Annotated in this window: 14 protein-coding genes and 1 pseudogene; 7 read left to right on the top strand and 8 right to left on the bottom strand. The window is 48.3% G+C overall.

Going from position 1 to position 9390, the window contains the following annotated elements; genetic code table 11:
- The first annotated feature begins 66 nt into the window (after nucleotides 1–66).
- The 3 genes from ISO4_RS16410 (at nucleotide 67) to ISO4_RS16420 (ending at nucleotide 2317) form a co-directional block, all read left to right on the top strand.
- Nucleotides 67–537 carry a PepSY-associated TM helix domain-containing protein gene (locus ISO4_RS16410; protein ID WP_228548217.1) on the top strand — a complete coding sequence of 157 codons (471 nt, stop codon included), beginning with the start codon at nucleotides 67–69 and terminating at the stop codon, nucleotides 535–537.
- A gap of 209 nt (nucleotides 538–746) precedes the next feature.
- On the top strand, nucleotides 747–1655 hold the full coding sequence (locus ISO4_RS16415) for a hypothetical protein (RefSeq protein WP_194856921.1): 909 nt from the start codon (nucleotides 747–749) through the stop codon (nucleotides 1653–1655).
- Nucleotides 1656–2098: 443 nt separating this feature from the next.
- Entirely contained in the window at nucleotides 2099–2317 is a 219-nt protein-coding gene (locus ISO4_RS16420; RefSeq protein ID WP_194856922.1) for a hypothetical protein, read from the top strand.
- 45 nt (nucleotides 2318–2362) lie between these two features.
- On the opposite strand, the gene ISO4_RS16425 is transcribed toward ISO4_RS16420, so the two are convergent.
- The 7 genes from ISO4_RS16425 to ISO4_RS16455 form a co-directional block, all read right to left on the bottom strand.
- Complete coding sequence (locus ISO4_RS16425; protein ID WP_194856923.1) at nucleotides 2363–2746, bottom strand: hypothetical protein; 384 nt, start codon at nucleotides 2744–2746, stop codon at nucleotides 2363–2365.
- A gap of 1 nt (nucleotide 2747) precedes the next feature.
- The gene (locus ISO4_RS16430; protein WP_194856924.1) at nucleotides 2748–3194 is read right to left on the bottom strand and encodes a hypothetical protein; all 447 of its coding nucleotides are present in this window, start codon (nucleotides 3192–3194) and stop codon (nucleotides 2748–2750) included.
- 74 nt (nucleotides 3195–3268) lie between these two features.
- Nucleotides 3269–3889 carry a TIR domain-containing protein gene (locus ISO4_RS16435; RefSeq protein ID WP_194856925.1) on the bottom strand — a complete coding sequence of 207 codons (621 nt, stop codon included), beginning with the start codon at nucleotides 3887–3889 and terminating at the stop codon, nucleotides 3269–3271.
- A gap of 14 nt (nucleotides 3890–3903) precedes the next feature.
- A complete protein-coding gene (locus tag ISO4_RS16440; RefSeq protein ID WP_194856926.1) occupies nucleotides 3904–4560 on the bottom strand; it encodes a hypothetical protein in 657 nt (218 codons plus the stop codon).
- A 116-nt stretch (nucleotides 4561–4676) separates the two neighbouring features.
- On the bottom strand, nucleotides 4677–5540 hold the full coding sequence (locus ISO4_RS16445; RefSeq protein ID WP_194856927.1) for a restriction endonuclease: 864 nt from the start codon (nucleotides 5538–5540) through the stop codon (nucleotides 4677–4679).
- Between the two features lie 254 nt (nucleotides 5541–5794).
- A complete protein-coding gene (locus ISO4_RS16450) occupies nucleotides 5795–6280 on the bottom strand; it encodes a hypothetical protein (protein ID WP_194856928.1) in 486 nt (161 codons plus the stop codon).
- A 76-nt stretch (nucleotides 6281–6356) separates the two neighbouring features.
- Nucleotides 6357–6872: a hypothetical protein gene (locus ISO4_RS16455; RefSeq protein ID WP_194856929.1), complete on the bottom strand. Its 516-nt coding sequence runs from the start codon at nucleotides 6870–6872 to the stop codon at nucleotides 6357–6359.
- Between the two features lie 54 nt (nucleotides 6873–6926).
- On the opposite strand from ISO4_RS16455, the pseudogene istB reads away from it, so the two are divergent.
- From istB to ISO4_RS16475, 4 genes and pseudogenes are all read left to right on the top strand, one after another.
- Nucleotides 6927–7562: pseudogene (gene istB, locus ISO4_RS16460) on the top strand (IS21-like element helper ATPase IstB); the annotation flags it as partial.
- A 189-nt stretch (nucleotides 7563–7751) separates the two neighbouring features.
- Nucleotides 7752–7982 (top strand): addiction module protein, encoded by a 231-nt coding sequence (locus ISO4_RS16465; protein WP_194856930.1) that lies wholly within the window; start codon nucleotides 7752–7754, stop codon nucleotides 7980–7982.
- 10 nt (nucleotides 7983–7992) lie between these two features.
- Entirely contained in the window at nucleotides 7993–8298 is a 306-nt protein-coding gene (locus tag ISO4_RS16470) for a type II toxin-antitoxin system RelE/ParE family toxin (protein WP_194856931.1), read from the top strand.
- 331 nt (nucleotides 8299–8629) lie between these two features.
- Nucleotides 8630–8830 (top strand): SymE family type I addiction module toxin, encoded by a 201-nt coding sequence (locus ISO4_RS16475; protein ID WP_194856932.1) that lies wholly within the window; start codon nucleotides 8630–8632, stop codon nucleotides 8828–8830.
- Nucleotides 8831–8903: 73 nt separating this feature from the next.
- Here the strand turns inward: ISO4_RS16475 and ISO4_RS16480 are convergent.
- Nucleotides 8904–9390: hypothetical protein (locus tag ISO4_RS16480; RefSeq protein WP_228548216.1), on the bottom strand; the 487-nt coding region annotated here is incomplete at its 5' end.

The following is a 9390-nucleotide window of genomic DNA, read 5'->3' on the forward strand; positions in this document are numbered from 1 at the left end:
ATGTGCCAACTATGTTGACAGACTCCGCTCACCCTCTACGACCAAGTCTACCGACCCACCACCGGCCTGTTCCTCAGCTTCCAGGAAAAGCCGCTCGACACCGTGCCCGCCCGGGCCAACCCCAGCCAACAACCGCAAATCGGCTGGGAACCCGGCTACCACGCCGCCCGCCGACACCTGGAAGCCTTGGCGAAGGACCGCGACCTTACCATCCACGCCCTGGAACGCTTCGCCTACACCCCGCACAAGAACGCCCTCAAGCTGATGGCGCGCACCAGCAGCGACGTAAACGAGCGGTTTGGGGAGACCTGGGTGTACTTGGAAGCCACGGACGGGGCACTGCTGGGCCACTACCTGCCAACCGGGGAAGCGGCGGGGAATACGGTGACGACCTGGCTGACCAGCCTGCATATTGCGGCGGTGGGTGGAATCGCTTATCGGGTGGTTGCGACGGTGCTGGGGTTGGCGGTGATCGTGTTGAGTGTGACGGGGGTGATGGTCTGGTGGAGGAAACGGAAACCGAGCTCCCGCAGTTAGAGTCGATCTTTCCAAATGGCTTCGGTTGCGACGATAAAGCGCCTGCCTCTTAGGCAAACTCCCCATTTTGCAATCGGTCGTCGCCAACTACACGACTATGGCAAGCGAAGTTCCCACAACCCCACGGGGAGGCGGGGGGCTAGCCAAAACTTTAATTACATAATAAATTGATTAAGATCGTCATCGCTAATCGACAAGAACACCCCAAAATGCTCTACAAATTAAGAATATATTTTATTAGATGCCTTTTGAGATGGCACACGCACACCGACGAGATCCATAGTGATGCCCGAAACTATGACTGCTACTGGATCCATCTTTGGTCTAATGAGGATGGTGAAGCTAAGTTCTATCTATGCAGCCCGGACGATGAAATTGAAGCGCGGAGTAATGACCCCAATGGGGTCTTTTTCAGGAAGCTGAGAGAAAGCGACTCAGAAGAAAAAAATCCTGCAATAAAGTTAACCCCTAGCTTCCTATATGGAAAAAGAATAAAGGTTGTACATTATTTCAGAAATGAAAAGCTCTCCTTTAAAAGCATCGAAGCCGCTTTTATAAATCGCATACTAATGCTTCCATGGCTTTACTGCTTACTAAAAAAAGCATTAAGCAAAATCGTTGGTTTTGGGCCCCGTCCAGCAGCAAGCTATATCGAAGTTCTCAAGGCTGTCTGCGATGTTTATTTCGAAACAGGGGATTCTTCAAATCCATACGTGGTCGCGCTCAGAATTAACGGCCCTGTCTTCAAAATAATGCCGAGCAACTATAGATCGGAAGCATTAGAGAAATACCGAAGAATATTGGAATCTCTGGAAGAAAGCGGGGAACTCAAAAAAGCCGGAGGAATATTTTATCGCACATTCAACCCAACAGGCAAAGCACTTCGAACGCTAACTGACTGGGATGATCAAGAGAATGAAAGACGTTGGCAGAGGCAGCACTCAAGGCAGATGCTGGGCGTCACCTTTATTATAGGTTTTGGAACACTGGCGACAGCCATACCTGAATTAAAAGAAGTGATACAGAAAGCTTACGAGGAGTATAGTCATTTTGTGCTTTTCGCGGCAGCTGTTTTTATACTCTTTTTCTTTATTCCTAGGCTTAGGAAAAACAAATAGAACATGTCACTTGAGGGCCATTCACAAAATTACCATTCATCGAGAGACAAACCTGCTGCTTTCATCTCTATAATTACGCGCCTCCTCATACACTAACTGAACAAGCACATCTACATACTACCGTCCATCCTTGGCCAGAGTAAGCGATGGATTTAAAACGTTCATGAGAAAAGCTTCATCTCTGTTTCCGTACAACTGACACATTGACAGTAGCCCAAATCGAAGTACACTTTCTTTTAAGGAGCGTCGAAACTCCCACAAGCGGGCATCACCGCAACCCGAACCAACCGCGGTATTTTTTTGCCTGAAAACCGGCCTGTAAGGGTCGGGAGGTCTGGGGAATACAACACCTTCGGGAAATACCCAGAGCAGTTCTTGTGGCTGTTTCGAACCTCCTGACCACCCATTGCTTTTAATTCGAAATAAGCACAAGGAGCAATATCATGAAACAGCGCAAGCTGAAAGTCCGTAAAGGTCACTGGGGCTACACTCTGAAAAGCGAGCCTTACGGCGGAAATCGAATCATTCCCTTTGTTCTTCTCAAGGGCACTTGGCTGAAAAAGCCGGGTTTACCGTCGATACACCAGTATTCGTATCTGTTGAGGATGGTCGACTGTCTATTATTCGAGATAGCCGCCAATAAGAGTGGAGCCCGGCAATGATCCGACGTCTTCCACTCTTTGCCAAGCCAAGCAAGAACTAACGCGTCAACCATCGGCGCAGCTTAGCTGCGCCCGAGTGCTTTGAACTGTCAGACTCTCACACGCAAATACAACGTGAGATTTCAAGCTAGCCAAGGTCTGCTCTCTATTAGGCGAAGCTTGAACAGAGATAACTGGAATACGCATGATTCTGGCTTGTTTCAGCTCCCACTGAACCCACTTCGACTTTTTTATTGAACCTGACGATATAAGTAATAGCATTTTAGCTTTGGACAACATTAGAACCACATGGCCCTGCTTATCGACCGAATCGTTATGCAATAAGTCTATATAAAAATCACCACACCCTGAAAGCACCTCAGGAATGGCCTGTAACAGCTCTCGATCGACGTAATAGTCTCTCGTTGTATAGCTAACAAAAATAGTCATGTCACTTTTCTACAAAACTTAAGGCGTACGAAAGCCAGCCGCCCAAACCAAGAACTAGCAAAGCATAATAAAGAGACATCGAGTGATTAAACGCTGCCATGAACCAGCTTATTGATAATTTCGGAATATTATAATCATCAAGATCATTTCGCGCGGCAATAGCTTTAAACTTTTCGTTCATAGCTATCCTCGTTTTTCTTTGGTAATAGTAGGCAGAAAGATCGGCCACCCAAAACCCGAGGCATATAAACAAAGGAATTGAGAAGTATGAGTGGCCAATTTCACCACCCGTCAACTTAACTGTAACCGCTAAAACGGCGCCAATAAGACCTACGCATATTTTTTTGAACTCGAAACAACTTTTACTGATCTGAAGGGTTGCTTCGTGGAGCTGATATATATTGGCCCAATCTAGCTCATCCTCACATGTTCTTTTATACTCTTCCATACTTAACTCTCAGACTTCTTCTGAGCCACGAACACCAAATAGTTCACTGCGCCAGCGTGCTTTTAACACTCGAGTCAGAAGATAGATGGGTTATAGTCTTTCATCCTCATGGCTCTCCTCATATCATACTCACACTCCGAGCGTGCATTGTGCGCACAATCAATCAGCAACCGGAGCCTTTCTGGGTTTTCTTCTATTACACTCCAGTTAGAAACTGATATCTTGCTTTTAGATTTCAATAGATTGTCAATGATTCGATCCGGCAAATAAGGGTACCGTCTCTGGTACTCTTCTCTATTATCGATTGATGCCCAACTGGATACATGTGGGTACACAGCCTTCTTGATTTTGTCGAAAGGGGCTGTGAAATACTCTGACTCACAATCCGGTGCATGCAATACTACCACCCCTGATTTTCCGAAATTCGTACCGTTATACATGCTAGAGTAGAGCTCCCAATCAACGTGCTTCCGGTACTTTGTCTCCCGTCCGACTAGCAGCAAGAGAACAGTTGATCCGCTTAAATAATTCCTTCTAATAATTTGTCTTATTGCTTGAGGCTCTAAATCCTCATTAACGTCACCGGTGCTTACCGAGCAATCAAAAAAAATGTCACTCTTATCGTTAATTTCTCCTAAAGCTTTTCTGAGATAGTTCTCGTTTTTATGATGATAGCTAACAAATACTCTATGCATGAACGCCCCTTAAATCATTCCAAACCAGAAATTAGCTTATACATCTTCTTCCGATATTCGATCAGCCTTTTGTTTACCTCAAGAAGATCATCCGCAAGCTCACCTAAGTTAGGATAGCCTTTTTGAATTTCTTGAGGAGAAAGGTCACTATTGTCATCTTTTCCCAACTGCTTTTCGTACCACCTTCTGTATCTAGCTTGCCACTTTGTCAGGTGAGGACGCAAACCTATGTTTAAAACATCTATAGATATCCGAATTATCTTCTCTGTATCTTTTCTTTGAAACCTGGAAACTGGCACATCTTTAATCAAATCTCTAGTAACTGAAAAAAAGTTATACCATGAGGCATAGATTTCATATACCACATCATCCTCTAGATCTATGGGTATGCCTATCTTTCTTGTGCTTAGCTCGACCCAGATCTGATATGCTATTTGCTTGTCCGTGATATTGGGCTTCAGCTTCACTTTTTGGTTGCCAATACCGAACTCTGCCTCATCTATCTCGAACGAACGCAAGGATCCAAATCGCGCTGCAATCCTAAAAATCAAGAATAGCAGCACCAAGATCACGATAGTTAAAGTTACATAAGAAGACGCCGAAAACGTAATCCCTAAATCACCTTCTATTACCAACTTGAGTAGATCTCTACTTTCAGTGCTTTCTTGCATAACTCAGGGACCTGTGGCTCGTTCCGATCTTACGCCACACACAGCGGCGTATTTATAATGAAGGCGCAGCCGCGGCGAAGAGCGCACTAGGAGGCTGCCGGTCTTATCCTTATTCTTCAGTGCCAATCCTTAACGACCTGATCCGAAAAAACCGCTGTCTTTGTACCCTTGTGAAGATACTCAATCACACCTACCAGCTCTTTGGAATAATTGATATTAATTGGCATTTTTATTGGCAGAGAGACCGAATACCTTATAGTATATGCAGATAATTTTAATTTAAGGCCTTCACAATAGATATACGCATTATTAAATTCTCTTTTTAGTGTAAATTCGCCAGACTCTCCCTGATGAGCAGCACCAAGCTTTTCTTCAAGTTGCAAAATGGTGTAGCGTTCTCCAGCGTCTTCATCTTCAACGGTAATGAGATCATTCCTCGCATTCAAGCTAAGCGGTTTATCCAGATCAATATCTGTATTCTCTTTAACCCAAACCCCGTCGATTTCTGGAGAAAACGTTATAGTTCGTGCAGCGGAAATCAACTCCATATTTATGGCAATTTCCTTTATCAGCGGGTTCCCATCTTTGTCCCGCCAATCATCGTCAGACTGCTCGCGAACTATTAGCAAATCGATCTTATTAAAGTCAGCTTTTTTCTTTGCTCCAGATTGATAGCCTGTCTTGGTGGCAAAAACAGCTTTGACATCAGGTAGATCACGCGTTTTTCCGATCAATGCATCAATTTTTTCAACCGACACTCGCGATTGATAATCTTTACATTCAATCACAGTTTTATACGTTACACCTGCAAGCTCATATTCCCAGTAGAGATCAAACTCCCTTTCGATACCACAACCATCAATCAACTTTTTGTTTGCTTCAATTTTTATATTCTTTTGCTTTATTAAAGCTTCGGAATCAAGCAAAGCTTGCTGAAGAATTTTTACAAACTGTTCATAGTTTCTTCCGTCATTTGCCACGATAACTCCTTGCTACAAAAAGAGGCTAGGCCACGTGCACGTCTTGAATAGTGGTCGGTTTGGCCACCACAGCGCGAATGTCCCGCTTAGACAAGCGTCTTGCGCCCAAACAGAATAAAACTTGTTGGGCATAACAAGTCAACACTTGTACGCTGACGAACGAGCTGAGTGAACGATGCTTCTGTGACCGTCTCCGGGCTGGTGGTGAGGGGGCATGTTGGCTAGAAGCTCTTCAGGCCTGAAACGAACCGAAACTATCGCTTGGTTTCTATGTTTGGCGCGGCAACGAATGGCTTATCTTTGTACGAAACCGTGATATGAATTTCCGGCTTTCCATATTCCATCAGCCGATACAAGTCATCCATTTCGAGTCGACAACTCCACAACTGTCCAGGTCCAATGAATAGCGGCAATGTTTCGGGCGAGTGGCTCTGAAACCGAGGGAAGCCGAATGAGAGTGTACCGTTTCCGTTGTCCACGTGAGTAGCCTCGATGTTCGTTACAGTTGCCGGAAGCCTCCCAGTATTGGTAATCTCTATATGGCAATATGTCGCCAGCACCCGGGATTCACCGTGCTCGCCTTTTTCGGTGGCAATTACTCTAGCGTCCGGATACGAAGTTTCGGGCCTGAGTTTAACCTTCAATCTTGGCGCGTTGGTGACGGTATTATAAATGTTCCAACCGAACGCGAGGGTCGCCAGAACCGCGCCCCACCACTTCACAAAGTCAATGTTCTCCATCTTTCTCCTTAGGTATCTGATCAAGCTAGCGCGGCTGTCCAGGCACGCAGTTTACTGCATTAACAGCAGCCATTTGCTAGGAAGGCTGCTGAATGTTCAGCGGAACACAGACAAGCGTCCCTTTTTCGATCGCATATACACCACCGCCCTGAAGGTATAATTCGAACCGAGGCTCACGAGGAAATTGCACGCCTTTCCGTTCTGCCTTGCTGGCAATCTCTTCTATATTTTTTTGAAGCACTTTCTCCAGATCCTGCAGATATCTCTTTGTGGAAACTTCTTTAATTACAACTTCAGTGCTTTCGCCAGACATCACGACCCCACCCCCGAGCGGCGCGTACACCGTTCCATCTTGCATCTCAAGCGGTGGATTGACGTTCTTTTTTCGTAAGGTCTTCACTTCTGCGTCGCTCATAGGCGTCTGGCTCGCAACAATGTCAGGCATCCGCATATGTCGTATGCTATCGGGCCAGTTCTGATGCAGAGTTCGAACAAGATCCTGCTTGGTCCATGCGCCGTGACCATATACTCCGATGAAATAGGCTATTTCGTTGTCGAACCGGCAGAACAGAACATCGCCGGTTCGACTCATAAAGCCATCGCCATCCTTAGTTTCACCCAAGTGCAGATGATGGATCCCCCAATGATTAAGCAGGCCCGGTTGCCCTGGATCAAGACCCTGGAGCAGTTCGACTTCAGCTTCCAGCCGAGTCTTGACCCCAAGGTGATCCGGGAGCTGTCGGGGCTGGGCTTCGTGGGCCGCAATGAGAACGTGATCCTGCTGGGCCCACCTGGCGTCGGCAAAACACACCTCGCCGTGGCCTTGGGCGTCAAGGCCGCGGAAGCCGGCCACCGGTTGCTGTTCCTGACCCTGGATCGACTGGTCAGCGCTCTGGTCAAGGCCCGGCAGGAAAACCGGCTGGACCGGCAACTCCAGCAGTTCACCTACCCGAAAGTGCTGGTGCTGGACGAAATCGGCTACCTGCCCATGACCCGGGAAGAAGCCAGCCTGTTCTTCCGGCTGATCAACCGGCGTTATGAGCGGGCCACCACGATCCTGACGTCCAACAAGAGCTTCATGGACTGGGGCGAGGTGTTCGGGGATCAGGTGATTGCCACCGCCATCCTGGATCGGCTGCTGCACCACTCCACCACCCTCAACATCAAAGGCGAGAGCTACCGGCTCAAAGAGAAACGTAAGGCCGGCCTCGTCACGGAAACCACACTACCCAAGGAGGATACCCATAACGACCAACCCCCAATCATGGACAACGAGCAGTGATGAAAACCGGACAATCTAAACTGATGAAATGCGGTCAAACCGCGCTGGCGTTGACACTGCCGCAAACGTGGATTTGTCAGCTTCGAGTTTGTCCCGCTAGATCCACGCAATGTCGCAAGGACATCGCCCTGGGCATAATGGCGCTCCATAAGGCATCATAGCCCCATAGAACCACATATGGAGCGAGACATGGGTACAGACCCCGAAGCCCTGAGAGACGCCGCCCTGGCGCTTTCCGATGCGGAACGGGCGAAGCTGGCCAGAGACCTGATAGCCAGCCTGGACGGCCCCGCCGATGACGATGTTGCCGAAGCCTGGGACATTGAGCTTTGCCGCCGCATCAATGAGATCGAGGCCGGACAAGCCCAACTGCTAGACGTGGAAGAGGTTCTCGCCCGCGTACGGGCCCGGATCGCATAGAGGACCAGTTTTGATCGTTGAAGTCAGCAAGGAAGCTGCCCAAGAGCTGGAAGAATCCGCAGCCTGGTACGAAAAGGAAAACCCGGGGCTTGGCGCTCGCCTGGTTGACGCTTTTGCCCACGCCGTGCGCCTTCTTGAAGAACCCAATCCGCCGCTCACTCCCGTGGGTGGCAAAGCCGGCAGCCGCGGGGCCAAACGATTGCTTCTGCATCGCTTTCCCTTTTCCCTCGTTACCCTGAGCCGTGGGTCGACCATGGTTGTCATTGCATTCGCCCATCATTCCCGCAAGCCGGGTTACTGGATAGATCGCGTCTAGCATTCCAGCAATACCAGTCATCAAGCGCCCTGTAGTGGAGGGAAATGCTCTCAAACAGAAGCGCAAATGGCTTACAGAAATTTCAGCCTCAGCTTACTGCGCTCCAACGACGTGACGACTAGCCTGAATACCGGTGCTTAAACACACCCTATCAGCGGTCGTCTCGGCCGACAGAATGCGGTACTTTTGTGCCCACGACCAGTCGATGGTCGGGTAGCGCGTAGCCATACAAGACCTTCGGGAAAAGCGCGTGGCCGTCTGATAGCGGTGTTTAACTGCCCGACCGCCCTAATGGGCACTCGTTAAACGAACCTATCAGTGGAGCACGACCATGAAATACCGCACCCTCAAAGTCCGCAAAGGCCATCGGGACTACACCCTGAAAAGCAAACCCTACAGCGGCAATCCAATCATTCCCTTCCTTCTCCTGAAAGGCACCTGGCTAGAACAAGCTGGGTTTACTATTGACACGCCAGTATCGGTATCCGTCGAGGATGGGCGGCTTTCGATTGTGCGAGATTGCAGCCGGTAAGCGTCAGGCCCCAGCGATAAGCTGGGGCTTTTCCGGGTCTCCGTCATTCGCTAAATCGAGAAACCACAGCAGCCTAACTACTAGTTATTTTCGATTTCTGATCATTGGCTAAAGCCAAGAGCTGTCTATAGTTCGATATTCTATGCGCTTCGGGCGACGAGTGAGGGTGAAGCCCCTTGGGCAGACCTCTTTTCGTCTTGTCTTCAGTACTTAAGGTCTTTATTTTTTCTTCAAATTCTCTTGCCAACTCATCAAGTTTATCAGCACGCCCTGAAGCTCCAACAATTTTTTCAAGGCCTTCCGCTCTTTCCCTTATCGCCTTGAAAAAATGCGCTTGCCGGGCGGCCTCGTCGATAAACCCAAAAAGTGGCAATCCTACAAGCATTGCAAATAAAGCAGAAAGTGAGGCTTTGATAGTCTGATACCCCCCATCGCTGTCAAAACGACTCCATTTATCAGGCAGCCAAAAAAGCATTGCGCTTGCCCCCTGGTACAGGCAGACCAACAACCCAATTGCTGAAAAAATCAAAAAGTGTAGTTCCCCCGCTTTAGTGGACACC

The sequence above is a fragment of the Alloalcanivorax venustensis ISO4 genome (genome assembly GCF_015356855.1).
Classification (GTDB): Bacteria; Pseudomonadota; Gammaproteobacteria; order Pseudomonadales; family Alcanivoracaceae; genus Alloalcanivorax; species Alloalcanivorax venustensis.